Origin of the sequence: Neptunomonas qingdaonensis (genome assembly GCF_900113275.1) — a bacterium.
Taxonomy (GTDB): Bacteria; Pseudomonadota; Gammaproteobacteria; order Pseudomonadales; family Balneatricaceae; genus Neptunomonas; species Neptunomonas qingdaonensis.
This window is the reverse complement of the sequence record NZ_FOOU01000001.1, coordinates 580,764-595,761: the sequence shown is the minus strand read 5'-3', so window position 1 is coordinate 595,761 and position 14,998 is coordinate 580,764. Positions and strand designations below refer to the sequence as shown.

The window sequence follows — 14,998 nt, the reverse complement described above, 5'->3', positions numbered from 1 at the left end:
CTCTACGTTTACTTGGCAGAACAACCTTCGCTGCAAACGCCATAAAGATACAGGGTTCGATCTGTAATCGTAAAACCCAGATCTTTAGCAATCTGGTATTGCCGATCAATCAACTGCTGATCAACAAACTCACGCACCCGTCCACACTTAATACAAACAATATGATCATGCTCTTCAGCACTCGCCAATTCAAAAACAGAATGGCCGCCCTCAAAATGATGCCGCGTCACTAAACCAGCGGTTTCAAACTGCGTTAAAACACGATAAACCGTCGCCAAACCGACATCTTCACCAATTTCCATCAGTAATTTATAAATATCTTCTGCACTAAAATGATCACCCTCACCCGCTTTTTCGAGAATCTGGTAAATCTTAACGCGCGGCAAAGTAACTTTAAGGCCTGCCTTCCTTAACTCTTGATTTTCGAGGGACATGATCTTTACTCTATTGATTCCAACAACTGAATGTTAGACTGTATTATCTTTATTTACACGCAAAAGTGGAAGTCATTTACAGATGCGAAAGTTTCTAATTAGCATTATCGCGGTTACTTTATTGTCAGGTTGTTCAGAATTCCCTGGCGTATACAAAATAGACATTCCTCAAGGGAACATCATTTCACAAGAAATGGTTGATGAACTCAAGCCCGGCATGAACTACAGCCAGGTCCGCTATGTATTGGGCACGCCTTTAGTGGTAGATACGTTTAACGGCGAACGCTGGGATTACATCTACACCTTCAAAAAAGGCGGAGAAACAAGAACACAAGAACAGCTATCAGTGTTTTTCACCGATGGTAAACTCACCAGCTTTTCCGGCGATTACAAACCATCAGGCACAACCGCTGAATAGCTATCAGCTAAACAGCTATTGCTGAGCAGCTTGCTGCGCTTTGAGCTTAGCCGCTCGTTTAGCTCTGGCCTCTTTAGGGTCGGCTATTAACGGGCGGTATATTTCTACTCGCTGCTTCTCCTTCAACACAGTCGTCTTGGGGTCTTTTATTGCCTTGCCGAAGATCCCCATAGCATCTGTTTCGATATTGATCTGCGGATACATCCGCTCAATGCCCGACAACTTAACCGCTTCATAGGCAGTGGTGCCCTGTTCCACTTTAAGCGCGATAATTTTTTGCTCTTTGGGGAGTGCGTATGCCACTTCCACATTGATTGTTTCTTCATTCATATACGGTATCAGCCCGCTGCACAAAAGCACCGACCAAGGTTGTCGCCACCTGATTAAAAACTTTACTCATCGCCATATTCTTAAGCTTTCCGTCAAACTCAAAACCCATATTCAAGCTCACCTTACAGGCTTCATCGCCCAGAGGCTCAAAAGTCCACACCCCTGACAGCTTCGAAAAAGGCCCCTCCACGAGTTCCAGCTCAATGCGCTCAAACCTTTTCAGTCGATTGCGCGTCGTAAAGCTATATTTCAACCCCGCTTTTGCCAGATAAAGCGTTGCCTCCATCTTATGCTCGTCTTCATACAAAAGCTCAGTCTTGGCACACCAAGGCAAAAAATCCGGGTATGCCAGCACATCATTCACAATCTCGAACATCTGCTGAGCACTATGAAGAACCAGCGCACTACGGTTAACCTGCGTCATTTATCCCTTACCACTCTACTCTGTAAACTTATTGTACAAATTCAGAGCGAAAATTGCTGCAACAGCGACCGGCGCAATATAACGAATCGAAAAGTACCAGGCAGAAAACCAAAAGTTCTGTTTAAAAGACAACTCATCCTCTAACGCATAGCGTTTGATTTTCCAACCCGCAAAAATAGCAATAAACAAACCACCCAAAGGCAGCATTATGTTTGCTGTCGCGAAATCCATCAGATCAAAAAACGTCATACTGCCAATTTTATAATCAGACATGAAATTAAATGACCCCAAACATGCTATGCCAAGCAACCATACCAAAGCCCCCAAGGCCGTACAGGCAGGCACACGTTTAATGCCAAACTTCTCAACGATCCAGGCCGCAGCCGGTTCCATTAAAGAGATAGCCGAAGTCCAGGCCGCCACCGCAATCAGAACAAAGAACAGAAAACCAAAAATATGCCCGCCAGGCATCTGCCCAAAAGCAACCGGCAAGGTAATAAACATCAACCCAGGACCTGCCCCGGGATCTAACTGATTAGCGAATACAATCGGAAAAATAGCCAGGCCGGCTACCAAGGCAACTAAGGTATCCAACACAGCGATCATCATCACTGTGCTGCCGATACTTGCCTTCTTCGGCATGTACGAACCGTAAGCCATAATGGAACCCATGCCCAAGGACAAGGTAAAGAAAGAGTGCCCCAACGCAATCAAAACGGCATTCCAGGTTAATTGCGATGGGTCAAAGTGAAACAGAAAATCAAAGCCCTGACCAAAAGCACCCGACGTCATGGAGTAAGCTAACAAGATAAACAGCAGCACAAACAACGCCGGCATCATAATACGCGTAGCCCGTTCCAGCCCTTTACTCACGCCACCTGCGACAACCGTCATCACCATCACAACAAAAACGCTATGCCAGATCAGCAGGGTCTCGGCATCAGCCAACAGCACCTCAAAACGCTTACCCGCCATTTCACTGCCAATATCAATGAAATCACCATTGGCCATACCGGCCACATAGTAAAGCACCCAGCCCGCCACAACCGAGTAAAATGAAAAGATCATCACACCCGCCAACGCACCCACCCAGCCGGCCAGCGACCATCGCGGGCTTAGCCCGGACTCAACGGCAAGATCTTTCATTGAATTGATCGGACTCTGACGCCCACGACGACCAATAAGAACTTCCGATACCATGATCGGAATCCCGACCATCAGAATACACACCAAATAGACTAAAACGAACGCACCACCACCATTCTCACCCGTGATGTAAGGGAACTTCCAGATATTACCTAAACCGACTGCCGACCCGGTCGCCGCCATAACAAAAACCCAACGGTTCGACCAAGCCCCATGAATGGATAATTTCTCTTGCATACGCGTCTCTGGTTATATTTTATTTACAATTAGAGTGATAAACGCGCATTGTTCCCTTTCTGAGCGACATTGACAACTTTACTACAAGCAAATTTGTAAAATTCATTCATTAAATAATCAATAAATAAAGGCCAGGTAGCTTCCTACCGACCTTCTCCATCGCTATAATCCCGAGCTATGGCTAAACAGAAGAAAACAAAAAACACCAGTAGCACTATCTGTCTCAACAAACGCGCTCGATACGAATACCATATCGAAGACAAAATTGAGGCAGGAGTTTCGCTTGCCGGTTGGGAAGTAAAAAGCCTCCGCGAAGGTCGCGGACAGTTGATAGACTCCTATGTCCTGATCAAAGACGGAGAAGCATGGCTGGTTGGCGCCAACATGACACCATTAGCTCAGGCGTGCACCCATTTTGTCACCGAACCCCGCCGTGACCGCAAACTGCTATTACATCGCCGTCAGATAGAAAAGCTAACCCAGCAAATCGAGGCGAAAGGTTACACCTGTGTCGCATTAGCACTGTATTGGAAAACAGGCCGTGTTAAATGCGAAATAGCACTGGTTAAAGGTAAACAGCAACACGACAAACGTGAGACCGAAAAAAACCGGGATTGGGATCGCCAAAAGCAGCGCGTAATGGCTGAACGATAAAAACAGCTGCGAAACCTCTTTCATTTCATACTGTCAAACAGCTATAATCCTTGCCACTTGGGGGTGACATGGCTTCGACGCCGATTACAAAACCTTAAGTGCATGCCGTGAGTGTAGTGAATCACGTAAATCAATTACTACACAGTTATAGTTGCTAACGACGATAACTACGCTCTAGCAGCCTAAGGGCCGCTAGCGCCGCACTCAAAGGTGTCTGTAACTTAGAGGTTCGCGGTGTCATATGAGACAGAATCGCCTGGATGCTTCGCCTTAAGCTGAACGGTTAAAACTAAAAAGGCTCGCCCTAAACGCCCTGACCCTCGGGCCGTGGTGGGTTAACTCAATAGAGGTGTCTACGCATGTAGACCTTGAGGCAGCGGATTGGCGGACGCGGGTTCGAAACCCGCCACCTCCACCAAAGCACAAATGATGAAGGCCTGTTTTTACAGGCCTTTTTCATGTCTGGCATTTGAGATTTCCCGCATGTGTCGAAACAACTAAGCGGTTTGTTTGCATCGTTAAAAAAACCAAGACACAGTTGCAAATAACGCACAGCGGTCTTAACTGAAAAGTGACAAGAACCCTTTGCAAAGCGAAAATACCCCGCTGTTTTAGTCCTGATAACTTGCTTGTTATCTCTCACCAAGCTAGCATGTACGGTTTAATGTACATGCACATATAGGAGTACAACATGGACGCAATAAGCTACACAGCAGCTAGAGCAAATTTAGCGAGCACTATGGCAAATGTCTGTAACGATCATGCGCCTATAATTATTACTCGTAAAAATGAAGCGCCTGTCGTAATGATGTCTTTAGAAGACTATAACGCAATGGAAGAGACTACATACTTACTCAGATCTCCAGCCAACGCCAGAAACCTCTTAGAGTCTATTGCCGAACTAGAAACTGGCAACGGAACAGTAAGACAGCTTCTTGAATGAAGCTAACTTTCTCTACACAAGCCTGGGAACAATATCTCTATTGGCAAACTACCGATAAGAAAATACTAAAACGTATTAACTTGTTAATTAAAGATATTCAAAGAACCCCAAATGAAGGCGTTGGAAAACCCGAACCGTTAAAACATGGCTTATCAGGATACTGGTCTCGCCGTATAAATGATGAACATCGTATTGTATACAAACATCAAAACGGTACGATTATGGTTGCTCAACTACGCTATCACTACGGTACATAACCATCTGACTCAGTTCATTGGGTTGTACTTAATCGCATCAATTAAAAAGCCAGCTATATTTCTCCTAGTTGATTAACCTGCCAGGAAAAATAAAAGTTTATTCAGGCAATCCACCAATCAAATCACCAAATGCCCAAATAATTGTTCCGATAACACCAAAAATGGCTGCCAGACGAAGATCGGTATATTCCTTATCCGTTAACTCCGATAACTCTCGCATAGGTCTTCCCGGATGTCCGGGCTGCCCCTCTTTTAACAGTATACGATTATCATCATCTTCATCTGCTTCTTCCCATGCTGCTAAAGCACGCTCTCGATCTTGGTCAATCTCTTCCTGAGTCATCTCTGGGTCATGTGGATTTAAATTGATGCCCATGTCTGGATGAAATACCGGGACTCCAAAAGGGCCTGTACGCACAGGCACATAAGAAACATAGCTATATTCAGCGTCTTTAGGTTCTTTCTGCATCAAATACAGAAGCGCTTCCTGGACAGAAACAATAAATCCGCTTAGGGCCATTAAAGCTCCGCCACGAGGGAACCAATGCCACATTCCAGACCAAATACTCACGATGAAAAAGAATAAAGCAAATAAGAAGCCAGCCGTAAGTACAACACGAGGTCTCTCTGCTAACCAAACGAAAATTCCGGTTCTCTTAGTCAACTAAATTCTCCTCACCTTTCCTAACAGCCTGTTTATGACGAACGCATCCGCATAATATTTATCAGGAATCCCTTTAAGTCCTTTTAGGATTTCATATGGGTTAAATCCCATTGATGCCTTACTAATATAAACCAGCAAACCCTATCCCGAAAGCCTGAGACCACTCAGCTGATTGAATCTAAAGGAACCGGTAACGTAACAATGGTAATCCTCCCGAAAATCATCATTGTCCCTTCAAAGCGGAGGGGTCATAATGATCATTGGAGTTTGTGGCATGTAACGCCCGTCAACCATTCGGTAGTAGGTGATACAGAAACGCTAACGGCACTAGTTTGTGCCTCATAAAGAGTAACTAATGGAACTAGTTAAAAATCTTACTGATAATGGCATCAGATTTTATTGGACTGATGAATCGGAGGAGCGCCTCAGCCCAGAACTGGCAACGTTCGAGCAGGCTAAAGAATGGCGTATTCAAACACTATTTGATACCTATAAAGACGTTGAACGACGCGCTTCAATTATAGATCGTCGGTCAGACTCGGATAAGCGAGAGAGGATGAGCAAAAACTACCAGTCATTACAGACTAATCCGCAGGGACGGCGACTTGCTGACAGAGTAGTAGAGGGTTACATAGATCTGGTAAAGCAAAAATTTCAAGAGCTTTGCTACGTAGGCAAAGATGCCCGGTTAGACCCTTCTTACACAGAGTCTGACTGGGAATAACCCTAACAAACCTCAAGACCAGACGAGCATTCAATAAAGCTTTAGAATCTTATTTTAGCTAGAAGTGGAGCAACTCTTTTGAACAAGATAAATTGCCTGACACCCTATTTAATCTCGGGACAGCGATTAAAGCTTCATTCGGAACAAGAGCCACCCGAGTCATCACTACAGACAAATGATTCTAGTAGCTCAACAGAGCCCCATCCGTTGATTGACAAACCATCTACCACAACACCTGTCAATCCAAAACCTGAATAATACTTTCAAAATCAGTAGCCTCTTACTTCGCACAAAACAAGACAAATTCAAATCGAGGTGTGATTCAATTTTACTTAATAGCACCGCTTAATAAGTCAGCCCTGCCCCTGCTTGATTTGATCTTTATGCGTGGGTGAAAGCCAGAAGTTGCTATTGATGAGCAGTCGAAAAAGCCTGATTGCGATCCAAAGGAAAATCAGCGGAAAGACGATCGTTTGGAAAATGAAGACAGCGATCAGGTTAATAATATGTTTGCTCGCGCCCGCTATCTTTTCATCATATTCTCTATATCGGGCGGATATGTTCATGCTATTGGTGGTGCGCTCATAAAAACGGCTAATATAGCCTAAAACCCCCTCTTTCGATTCATCAGAAACAGATGAGCTGTCTCGCGTTTGCAGTGCCTGAACATCACTCTCCACATTTTTCAGAACTGCCTGTGAGTCAATATAGGTAGGACTTAGGATTGAACTGTATACGACCTCATTCGCAAGCACGACAACTGGTATTAAAAACCTTATGAATATCAACAGAATAGATGCCTTAATCAGGATGCCTTTCCAACGACTACTGGCTAAAACAGAGGTCCAAATACTGATTAACAGAATACAGCCTGACAAAATCACTAAATAATTAGCGAGCCCGGAAGTACCGATTTTCAAAAGAATAATTTGAGCGCCTAACGATGTACTTGCCGCCAGTACAATCCAGGAAAATCGTTCTATTAAGTCGTTTGCAGGGTCCAAAATTTCACCGGGCGTCAATATCACGCCAACGCCACCAGGCTCAATGGCCACTTCGGTTCCCTGGACGACAGAGATGACAGCGTTAATTCCACGCACAACAGCAAACGTCGTTAATGCATTGGTAAACGAAGCCTCGAGTTTACTTTCTGCAACACTATCTAGCGTGTTGGTGAACCCCAAGCCTAGCAAGATAATAATGAGGGCGCTTATTACCCAGTTTTTTGCTGTAGTTGTTCTTACGACATTCATATGGGGTGTACCTGTAGTGGATGACTTATACCAGGCATCATGAATCGCCACTAGTTTACTAGACAACGTTCAGCCATAAAAACGGGACTACTTTCGCTTCATAAGGTTGAACTATTTCATATCAAGATGCCAGAGCAAACCACACACAGTTGTGCCGTGTCGTCTAACAAGAACGCCAGATAATCTCATACATACGAATAATAGACGCCAGATCTACTTTCAGCGGATACTCTATGAAGATAGGAAGTCTTTACGTATTCAAGGAGGATATATGCCAACAGCAAAAGACAACTACCAGCAAGGCATTGTCATGGCTCTTAACGGTTGGAGCACTGAAGACATTCAGTCTTTTAGCGTTAAGCTAAACATCCCTGATGATGTAACAGATCAGTTTATCGAAGGTCATACGAGCGCTTTAAAGCACCTGTTCTATTGTGAGCGAATCACAGCACTTAGGCGGATGTGCGCCACGAGCAGGCAAACTAGCTAAATCACGCGACCTGACATTTATTTCGTCCATTATTTTTGGCAAGGTACATCCCGCTGTCTGCTCGTTTTATCAGTGCGTCCAGATTTTCAATATCCGCTCCAATGGTAGTAATGCCAACACATAATGTAATGCGGCCTGCTACGTCAGGAATAGTGATTTCACTCACAAGTTGGCGCAGGCGCTCAGCAATCAGCAGTGCTTTCTTTGCATCGGCTTCTTCAAGGAGAATCACAAACTCTTCTCCGCCAAGCCTTGCCGATAGATCCGATTCCCTGCACATTGTTTGAATGCAGTTAGCAACCTTAATTAAAACGGCATCACCAATCCCGTGTCCATATTGATCATTAAATTGCTTAAAATGATCAACATCCAGCACTAGCACAGAGATGCAACGCTCATAGCGTTTAGCTTTACTGAAAACTCTTTTTGCTTCCTCGTAAAAAGCTCGGCGGTTCATTAATGAGGTTAACGAATCCGTTGACGCAAGCCGTTTTAGCTCTGCCGTTCTGTCCTCAACTTTTTGTTCCAATGTTGCATTCAGCTCTTTAAGCTCTTTTTGCACGACCGCAAAATGTTTTAGTGAAACTGCAACCATTGTGATGGAAAACAACAGTAAGCCAACAGCGAGAGGCATTCTTGTCCAGGGAATAAAGCCATAAGCTTCACCCATATCAATGAGTAGAAAAATGCTGAATATCGCGAAAGTGGAGATCAGTACTTTTACCACCCCTTTGACCTGTTTAAATTGCAAAAATGTGTTAACAAATAAAATAAGCAAACTCACGGTTAAGAAAATATCAAACAGCAAATACATGGAGGATAACTCCAGCATCCCTGTAAGCGATCCGCCAATTGCAAAGATGGCAAAGACGAGGTGGAAGACCCAAACCGCCTTGATAATTTTCGTGAATTTCCATGAATGCCACGAATCAAATAGCATCGCCATGGCAATGGGCAGGGCAAAATAGCCCGTGGCAGCAAGGTGGTCCCACATTAGCGGCGCGTTGACGAGAAGTTGCTTGGCCTGACTCTGCGCAAACAACATGACACCCGATGCAAAGGTAAAAAAGGAAACAAGCAGAAATGATCGCCGGTTAGATTTAACGAAAGAAAACATAAATGCTAAAAGGGAAATCAACAAGGACAAGCAACTGACGACTATATCCGTTAACGAATCTTCAATTACGTGGTGGAGTAAATCTATTCGCTCCATCAACTTAACCTCGCCCCACAAACCGATGTCCGTCGCTGAAGAATATATCCGGAAATAGATCATTTTTCCGGCAAAATCCATTGGCAGAGTAATCATATGCCACGGCCACCCTTCAAACTGTCCCTGTCCATTTTTATCGAATGAGCCGTAGTGATAAATCTGCTGCCCATCGATATAGACTTCGGTGATCAAGTCGACACTATAAATATAAATAACGGGGTCGCGCCACACACTCTGGTCGCCCAGGATGGTGCGATACCATACGTTCTTCTTTCCATTTCGGCCGGGCGGGTTAGAAGGAAAATCAATGCTTTTCCACTGATCTGAATCCTCATCCCCCACTGCCCATTCTGGAATGCCCTTCGCAGTAAAAGGGGAATCCCCCCAGCGATACTGCCAGTTGCTATCAATATTCTTGGTTTCTCCATGAGCGGAAACAAGGCATGGAATTAAAATGAGAGTCAGGCAGGCAATGACATGCAGAATAGATCGTCGAAGGAAACAACACAGCTGAAATAAATAAGCTGATAATCGTGATCGGATACACTTAAGATAAAAAACAGACAACTTTGAATCCTTTTAAGTCGCGTTTAACCATCTTGGAAAAGCTATTGAGCAAAGCTTTTTCATAAGCGCTTTTTATAATAAGCACTTTCTATAAAGGCTATTATCTTATTATTCAAACTATTGAGGCAGTTTCATTCTAATTAAAACTCGCCTCAGTACGCCTTTAAAAAGCAACCTTTTCGCCATCACTAGTAAGAATAGCAGATTTGCGTCAGTTGACCCGGCATGCCGTCAGAACTTTATTATTTTAGTTACCCAAGGCCGAGAAAAAGCCTGATTACATTCTGATTTTGGCGAGAGAAAGCCGTTCCATTACCGCACTGTGCCTGACATCTGGTATTGCCGGCCATCGCTGTTCTATATCTGTCGAACGAGACTGACCACGCCAAAAACCCGCCTTCCAGTAAGGCAATTTTACATTTATCACATTTGCTACTAGCCTTAAATTCTCTCTCAAAATATGCACATGCTTGTTTTCGGTGACAGTAGGAGAAGCGATTCTGATGAGTAAAAGATTTAGGCAGCAAACATCAACATGCCCACGATTTCTCAGCTATTTTATATCAGCCCTTATCCTTCTCAGCAGTTTGATCCCACTGGAGGCCATGGCTTTACTGGCAGAAGCAAGCATTTCTTTACGTTAGGCCTCTATCGGTGAAATTCATATGGATGGTTAACGTCGTTTCGGTGCTTGCGCGAAGCCTTTTGCGTGTCACTTTCGTCCTATTTTTTTACGCATCTCCATCCACAAGTTTCGCCACCGATGGTACGGGCACGAACATTCTCTATTCATTAGAGCCTACACAGCGCTCTTTTGATCAAGAACTCGTGTTGCAGTTGCATTTGGGTCGCTACCTGCTCAGCGAAAGTTTTATCGGCTTCGCATCTAAAGGGGGCACACTACTCCCCCTGAGTGAAATCACCTACAGTTTAGGATTCCCTATTGAGGTTGTCCCCTCTGAGGGATTAGCAAAGGGTTGGTTCCTGCGGGAAAATCGTCGCTTTTCTCTTGATTACGCCCGTGGCGAAGTACTGATCGAAGGACAACGGCTAAAATTCAACCCCGGCCAGATAGAGCTACACGAGGATGATATTTACGTCCATACAGAACTACTGATGCAATGGTTTCCGGTCGAATTCGCCGTCGACTATTCGCGCATGGTGGTGAAGGTAGATCCGCAGGAACCTTTACCTCTGCAGGCACGTATGGAACGGGAAAACAAACGAGCTAGCCTTGGCGGTAAAAGTACAACCGAAGCCAGCCATTACCTTCGCGAGGAACTTCCCTACCAATTTATCAACTGGCCCTACCTGGATGTCAGCAGCAGCTATGGCCTCAATCAGCGCGTTGATCCTGATAGTAATAGCAAAGAAAGGGAGAATATCTGGGGTTATTCTGCCAATCTCAGCGGTGACCTGCTCTGGATGAATGCCAATCTATATTTCTCCGGAAATAAAGCGAACGATATAATTGATGTGCGTTTGGCACTGACACGCAAAGATATCGATGAGAATATTCCCGGCATTAACATTACTCAAGTTAGCATCGGTGATATTTTCACCCCGCGCATCGGTTTGATCAGCGCTGGCACGTCAGGCAATGGCCTCGAGATATCCAATTTTCCCGTCAGTCGTTCAAGCAATTTCAGCACCACAGACCTCAGAGGCGAAATGGCACTAGGCTGGGAAGTAGAGCTGTATCGCAACGGAATTTTTCTGAATTCGCTGCCCCCCCGAAATGATGGCCGATACGAATTCCTCGGCATCCCCCTTATTTATGGTTCCAATGTGCTAAAGCTATCGTTTTATGGCCCCCAAGGACAACGGCGGGAGAAAACGCAAGTAATCATTGTCGGATCCGAGCAACTGTCACCGGGCATTTCTCAATTCCGTTTTGCAGCCATACAACCGGGAAAAGACCTGTTCGCCGTCAATGAAACAGATAAACCGAAAACAGACATCCAGTACAGCCTGGAGTATGAGAATGGCCTGAGCAACAATCACACCCTGACGAGCAGTTTAACCAGGCTTTTCCTGAATGATACTCAGCAGACCTACGCCGGAATAGGGCTTCGCAGTTCAATATTCGGAGCAGCAACCGAACTTGAACTGGTCAAACAACAGAATGCAGGCCATGCGGCTAAACTTTACCTGCAAACCCGCCGACTAGGCCTGAACATCAATGCCAGCCACGCCTATTACAAGGATTTCAGCAGTGACGATGTCACCCAAAGCAGCAGCAATTCACAACTTTCAAGCAGCGAACTGCGGCTGGACACCAGCAAAACTGCCGGGGTTTTACCGTCCATTCCTATCAGCCTGAGCGGAACCTTCGACCGATTCGAGTCGGGCCGTCAGGATCTGAGCCTGAGTAACCGCCTGTCGCTTCATCTGAAGGGAGCATCGCTGACAAACACCCTCGACTGGAGCGAATCGAGGCAGGATGGCATTAGCAGCAACAGATCAGCTACAGGCAGTTTCTTAATGAACGCACCGCTTCAGAACAGCCTGCGTGCCAGGGCTAGCCTCAATTACACCCTGGCCCCCACTACTGGACTGGACACCGCACGACTAACCCTTGACTGGAACCAAGATAGCAATAAATTCCGCTTCGGTGCAGGCCACAATTTAACCAGCCACGATACCAGTTATAGCTTTAGTGTTAACCGGCTGTTCCAGAATCTGACCTTTGGCTTCAGCGCTAATTATAGTGACAATGGCAATGCTTTTCTGGGTGCCTCACTGAGTTTTGGTCTGGGTAGGGAGCCACGCAGCGGCGACTGGCATATGCAGTCTCGCAATCTCTCAGACAGCGGCGGAATTTCCGCCCGTGTGTTCATGGATGAGAACCTCAACGGCCGTTACGACGAAGGTGAGCCTCCACTGGAAGGAGTGCGTATCGCACATACCGGCCGTGATAAGTCCGGGACCAATGCACAGGGCCTTCTATTTTTACCCTCCTACAAGGGCCATCGCCCAGTCGATATCGCACTGGACCTCGCTAGCCTGGAAGACCCCTACCTGATGCCAACCCGCCCGGGGATCAATACAACTCCCCGTCCGGGACGAACTTTATTGGTAGATTTTCCCGTATCTTATACAGGCGAAATAGAGGGTACGGTACATATGACAGAGGGAAAGCATTCCAAGTCTGTGTCCAATGTAGAGTTGCTACTAATCGGCACAAACGGCAAGACCGTGGCCGAAACCAGGACAGCCTTCGACGGCTTCTACTTGTTCAGTAGTGTCCTGCCCGGGGAGTATAGAGTACAGCCATCTATAGAGCAGACAACCCGCCTAAAACTTGAATTGATGGACGCTGAAAGCGTGAGCATTACAGCAGAGGGAAATAGAGTCAGCGGAATAGACTTTAAGCTGCGCCGCAATGAAGAGAAATCGCCAACGCAGCAGACTAGCAAGCTAAATGCTCAAGCGGATGAGAAAAAGAGCCGAAGCCCGGAAACTAACCGGTTATTGATAGTGGAGCGCTAATTCAATGCCCGACTACAACAGCCCCTTAAAGGCACGGCGACAATCTCAATCTTTAGAATAGAAGAATTGAATCGGTGGATGGTTATGCGTAAGAGATAACCAGGTGAGACAAACACGCATACAAGCAGACATCCCGGGCACTTTTTTATGTCTGTTACGCGGTTTCTTCATTGTTTCACTGCTGAATTACTCGTCAAAAACAGCTGAGCTCTCGTCAAAAACAGCTGAGCACTCCTCAAAAACATCTGGAGCCAGTCTCAAAAAAAAACTGGATCCAGATCGCATAAAAAAATTGACCTATATTCAAGCAACTGATAAAACATTAATAACGTGTTAGAAAATATTATTTAACCATTTGAAAGTAAAAGTAATATCTAACTTCATATGTTTCGACAGTGCCGTTGGACAGCTCTATTTTTTACACAACAGCAAAAGAAAATACTGCTTTTTTCTTATCAAAAGCAACACTTGAACTCCTTACAGAATCAGTCCAACATGATTTATCAAGGAAAATGCTCTTAAGTAAGTTTTAGGTAATCTCCCTAGTAGCATAATGATCAATAATGGAGACGACACCCAGATGACTGATACTTCCATAGCTGACAGCTCCCATGGCACGAACGACCAATACGTGCGCTTTGTAAATGTAAAAAAGAGCTATGATCAGAGAATCCTTGTTGTAAAAGATTTTAATCTGGATATCAAAAAGGGAGAGTTTGTTACCTTGTTAGGGCCTTCGGGTTCTGGCAAAACCACCTGTTTAATGATGCTGGCAGGTTTCGAGGATGTTACCAGCGGCAGTATTTTGGTAAACGGTGAACCGGTTACCGATATTGCGCCCTATCATCGTAATATCGGCATGGTATTTCAGCATTACGCGCTTTTTCCTCATATGACGATTGCCGAAAATCTTGCCTACCCTTTGAAGGTTCGTAAAATTTCCGCTTCTGAAGTAGAACGCAGAGTGAAAGAATCTCTGGCGTTGGTTGAGCTTAATGATTTTGCCAAACGCTATCCGGGTCAGCTATCCGGTGGGCAGAAGCAAAGGGTAGCACTGGCGCGCTCTCTTATTTTTGAACCCAGCATTGTCTTAATGGATGAGCCTCTGGGCGCGCTCGACAAAAACCTGCGTGAGCAGATGCAGTTTGAAATCAAACGTCTGCATGAAGATCTTGGGTTTACGGCCATCTATGTGACTCACGACCAGACTGAAGCACTCACCATGTCGGATCGGGTCGCCGTGTTTAACGACGGAATAGTTGAGCAGTGTGCCGCACCTGAGGTGCTTTACGAGCAGCCTGCCAATTCATTTGTTGCTAACTTTATTGGTGAAAATAACCGTATACCCGGCACCGTCAAACGCATTGAAAATGGCTTAGCGCAAGTGGAGCTCATCGATGGAACACTCGCCACAACCGGCAATAAGAACTGCCCGGCAGAAGGCGCTCCGTGCACGCTTACGATTCGGCCTGAGAATCTATTTATTGCCAGCAAGCACTCAATGGAAAACAGCATACAAGCCAGCTTCATGACACGCCTTTATGTTGGAGATTCCATTCGCTACTTCTTTAAACTCAGTTCGGGTACCGAGCTGATGGTTAAAACACTGAACGATCAACATGCTCCCGTTTTAGAGCGCGGTGCCATGACACAACTCACATGGTCGACTACGGGAGGGTTAGCATTAGATCGTTCGGAATAACGCGCACTCTAAAGAACTCAAAGCAATAAACTGCAAGAAAACGTAAGAGG

Annotated in this window: 15 protein-coding genes and 1 other RNA gene; 9 read left to right on the top strand and 7 right to left on the bottom strand. The window is 45.4% G+C overall.

Translation table 11 applies throughout. From position 1 onward, the window contains the following. Positions 1-8 precede the first annotated feature (8 nt). Positions 9-434 carry a ferric iron uptake transcriptional regulator gene (fur, locus tag BM099_RS02690; protein WP_090723990.1) on the bottom strand — a complete coding sequence of 142 codons (426 nt, stop codon included), beginning with the start codon at positions 432-434 and terminating at the stop codon, positions 9-11. Between the two features lie 82 nt (positions 435-516). On the opposite strand from fur, the gene BM099_RS02685 reads away from it, so the two are divergent. Next, the gene (locus BM099_RS02685; RefSeq protein WP_090723987.1) at positions 517-852 is read left to right on the top strand and encodes an outer membrane protein assembly factor BamE; all 336 of its coding nucleotides are present in this window, start codon (positions 517-519) and stop codon (positions 850-852) included. A 15-nt stretch (positions 853-867) separates the two neighbouring features. On the opposite strand, the gene BM099_RS02680 is transcribed toward BM099_RS02685, so the two are convergent. Genes BM099_RS02680 through BM099_RS02670 form a run of 3 tightly spaced genes read right to left on the bottom strand, consistent with a single transcriptional unit; the run spans position 868 to position 2,989 of the window. Next, complete coding sequence (locus BM099_RS02680) at positions 868-1,182, bottom strand: RnfH family protein (RefSeq protein ID WP_090723984.1); 315 nt, start codon at positions 1,180-1,182, stop codon at positions 868-870. After that, entirely contained in the window at positions 1,175-1,606 is a 432-nt protein-coding gene (locus tag BM099_RS02675) for a type II toxin-antitoxin system RatA family toxin (RefSeq protein ID WP_090723981.1), read from the bottom strand. The genes BM099_RS02680 and BM099_RS02675 overlap by 8 nt, the downstream gene beginning before the upstream one ends. Before the next feature lie 15 nt (positions 1,607-1,621). Then, the gene (locus tag BM099_RS02670; RefSeq protein WP_090723979.1) at positions 1,622-2,989 is read right to left on the bottom strand and encodes a sodium-dependent transporter; all 1,368 of its coding nucleotides are present in this window, start codon (positions 2,987-2,989) and stop codon (positions 1,622-1,624) included. Between the two features lie 177 nt (positions 2,990-3,166). Here BM099_RS02670 and smpB point away from each other — a divergent pair, with 177 nt between their 5' ends. From smpB to BM099_RS02650, 4 genes are all read left to right on the top strand, one after another. Beyond that, entirely contained in the window at positions 3,167-3,643 is a 477-nt protein-coding gene (gene smpB / locus BM099_RS02665; protein WP_090723977.1) for an SsrA-binding protein SmpB, read from the top strand. A 59-nt stretch (positions 3,644-3,702) separates the two neighbouring features. Next, positions 3,703-4,061: a transfer-messenger RNA gene (gene ssrA / locus BM099_RS02660) on the top strand. Positions 4,062-4,334: 273 nt separating this feature from the next. Beyond that, positions 4,335-4,586 (top strand): type II toxin-antitoxin system Phd/YefM family antitoxin, encoded by a 252-nt coding sequence (locus BM099_RS02655; RefSeq protein WP_090723974.1) that lies wholly within the window; start codon positions 4,335-4,337, stop codon positions 4,584-4,586. Further along, positions 4,583-4,843, top strand: coding sequence for a Txe/YoeB family addiction module toxin (locus BM099_RS02650; RefSeq protein ID WP_090723971.1), 261 nt, complete (start codon positions 4,583-4,585; stop codon positions 4,841-4,843). Before BM099_RS02655 ends, BM099_RS02650 begins: the two co-directional genes overlap by 4 nt. A gap of 97 nt (positions 4,844-4,940) precedes the next feature. Here BM099_RS02650 and BM099_RS02645 read toward each other — a convergent pair whose 3' ends face one another. Beyond that, the gene (locus BM099_RS02645; RefSeq protein ID WP_143083713.1) at positions 4,941-5,507 is read right to left on the bottom strand and encodes a hypothetical protein; all 567 of its coding nucleotides are present in this window, start codon (positions 5,505-5,507) and stop codon (positions 4,941-4,943) included. Positions 5,508-5,862: 355 nt separating this feature from the next. Here BM099_RS02645 and BM099_RS02640 point away from each other — a divergent pair, with 355 nt between their 5' ends. Continuing rightward, the gene (locus tag BM099_RS02640; protein WP_090723966.1) at positions 5,863-6,231 is read left to right on the top strand and encodes a hypothetical protein; all 369 of its coding nucleotides are present in this window, start codon (positions 5,863-5,865) and stop codon (positions 6,229-6,231) included. Positions 6,232-6,584: 353 nt separating this feature from the next. Here the strand turns inward: BM099_RS02640 and BM099_RS02635 are convergent, their stop codons facing one another. Continuing rightward, positions 6,585-7,550, bottom strand: a complete 966-nt coding sequence (locus BM099_RS02635) for a hypothetical protein (protein WP_143083712.1) — start codon at positions 7,548-7,550, stop codon at positions 6,585-6,587. A gap of 205 nt (positions 7,551-7,755) precedes the next feature. Between BM099_RS02635 and BM099_RS02630 the strand changes: the two genes are divergently transcribed. After that, a complete protein-coding gene (locus BM099_RS02630) occupies positions 7,756-7,974 on the top strand; it encodes a hypothetical protein (protein WP_090723960.1) in 219 nt (72 codons plus the stop codon). 1 nt (position 7,975) lies between these two features. On the opposite strand, the gene BM099_RS02625 is transcribed toward BM099_RS02630, so the two are convergent. Continuing rightward, positions 7,976-9,754, bottom strand: coding sequence for a sensor domain-containing diguanylate cyclase (locus BM099_RS02625; protein WP_090723956.1), 1,779 nt, complete (start codon positions 9,752-9,754; stop codon positions 7,976-7,978). Positions 9,755-10,423: 669 nt separating this feature from the next. On the opposite strand from BM099_RS02625, the gene BM099_RS02620 reads away from it, so the two are divergent. Both BM099_RS02620 and BM099_RS02610 read left to right on the top strand, forming a co-directional pair. Continuing rightward, positions 10,424-13,246: a hypothetical protein gene (locus BM099_RS02620; RefSeq protein ID WP_090723954.1), complete on the top strand. Its 2,823-nt coding sequence runs from the start codon at positions 10,424-10,426 to the stop codon at positions 13,244-13,246. Between the two features lie 580 nt (positions 13,247-13,826). Continuing rightward, positions 13,827-14,948 (top strand): ABC transporter ATP-binding protein, encoded by a 1,122-nt coding sequence (locus tag BM099_RS02610; RefSeq protein WP_090723950.1) that lies wholly within the window; start codon positions 13,827-13,829, stop codon positions 14,946-14,948. Positions 14,949-14,998 lie beyond the last annotated feature (50 nt).

Excerpts from the sequence above, each read along its gene's own strand:
- BM099_RS02640 (WP_090723966.1), top strand. The coding sequence starts at position 5,863 with ATGGAACTAGTTAAAAATCTTACTGATAATGGCATCAGATTTTATTGG.
- BM099_RS02685 (WP_090723987.1), top strand. The coding sequence starts at position 517 with ATGCGAAAGTTTCTAATTAGCATTATCGCGGTTACTTTATTGTCAGGT.
- BM099_RS02620 (WP_090723954.1), top strand. The coding sequence starts at position 10,424 with ATGGTTAACGTCGTTTCGGTGCTTGCGCGAAGCCTTTTGCGTGTCACT.
- BM099_RS02650 (WP_090723971.1), top strand. The coding sequence starts at position 4,583 with ATGAAGCTAACTTTCTCTACACAAGCCTGGGAACAATATCTCTATTGG.
- BM099_RS02675 (WP_090723981.1), bottom strand. The coding sequence starts at position 1,606 with ATGACGCAGGTTAACCGTAGTGCGCTGGTTCTTCATAGTGCTCAGCAG.
- BM099_RS02680 (WP_090723984.1), bottom strand. The coding sequence starts at position 1,182 with ATGAATGAAGAAACAATCAATGTGGAAGTGGCATACGCACTCCCCAAA.
- BM099_RS02630 (WP_090723960.1), top strand. The coding sequence starts at position 7,756 with ATGCCAACAGCAAAAGACAACTACCAGCAAGGCATTGTCATGGCTCTT.
- smpB (WP_090723977.1), top strand. The coding sequence starts at position 3,167 with ATGGCTAAACAGAAGAAAACAAAAAACACCAGTAGCACTATCTGTCTC.
- BM099_RS02670 (WP_090723979.1), bottom strand. The coding sequence starts at position 2,989 with ATGCAAGAGAAATTATCCATTCATGGGGCTTGGTCGAACCGTTGGGTT.
- fur (WP_090723990.1), bottom strand. The coding sequence starts at position 434 with ATGTCCCTCGAAAATCAAGAGTTAAGGAAGGCAGGCCTTAAAGTTACT.
- BM099_RS02655 (WP_090723974.1), top strand. The coding sequence starts at position 4,335 with ATGGACGCAATAAGCTACACAGCAGCTAGAGCAAATTTAGCGAGCACT.
- BM099_RS02610 (WP_090723950.1), top strand. The coding sequence starts at position 13,827 with ATGACTGATACTTCCATAGCTGACAGCTCCCATGGCACGAACGACCAA.